This window comes from Saccharothrix sp. ST-888 (assembly GCF_000955975.1).
Lineage (GTDB): Bacteria > Actinomycetota > Actinomycetes > Streptomycetales > Streptomycetaceae > Kitasatospora.
This window is the reverse complement of the sequence record NZ_JYJF01000365.1, coordinates 1-471: the sequence shown is the minus strand read 5'-3', so window position 1 is coordinate 471 and position 471 is coordinate 1. Positions and strand designations below refer to the sequence as shown.

Genomic DNA, 471 nt, shown 5'->3' with positions numbered 1-471 from the left:
GAACAGATCCGGCGCGAGGCCAGGCGACGGTTCGGGAGCTTCGTCCTGGACCTGGCCAACCCCGGCTCGCACTTCCGCAACAAGGAGTGCCGGCCCCTCGACAACCGGATCTTCGAACAGGCCGGCGACCTCGGGCTGATGCGGTTCTCGCTGCCCACCGAGCTCGGCGGCGAGGGACGGGACAAACTCGCCTGGGGGCGGGTGATCGAGGAGATCGCCCGCCTCTCGCGCGATCCCGGTTTCGCCGTACTGCCCGACATCCGCGCCGAGATCCCCGAACTGCCCCTCCCGCTGCTGTTCGGGTCCGGCGAACCGGTGCCGACGGTGCCACCTCGGGAGCAGCCCCCGTCGATCACCTACGGGGGCGCCGCCGGGGTGGTCGCCCTGCCCGACGACGCTGTCGAGGCGCTGCGCCACGACCCGTAGCTGGCCCCGCTCCCCCGCAGGCTGCCCACGGTCGGCGCCGAGACC

General features: G+C 72.8%; 1 protein-coding gene. It reads left to right on the top strand.

The genetic code is table 11. The annotated features are described in order from the left end of the window. Positions 1–426, top strand: a 426-nt coding sequence (locus tag UK12_RS33110) for an acyl-CoA dehydrogenase family protein (RefSeq protein WP_045306917.1), incomplete at its 5' end; no start/stop codon positions are given. Positions 427–471 lie beyond the last annotated feature (45 nt).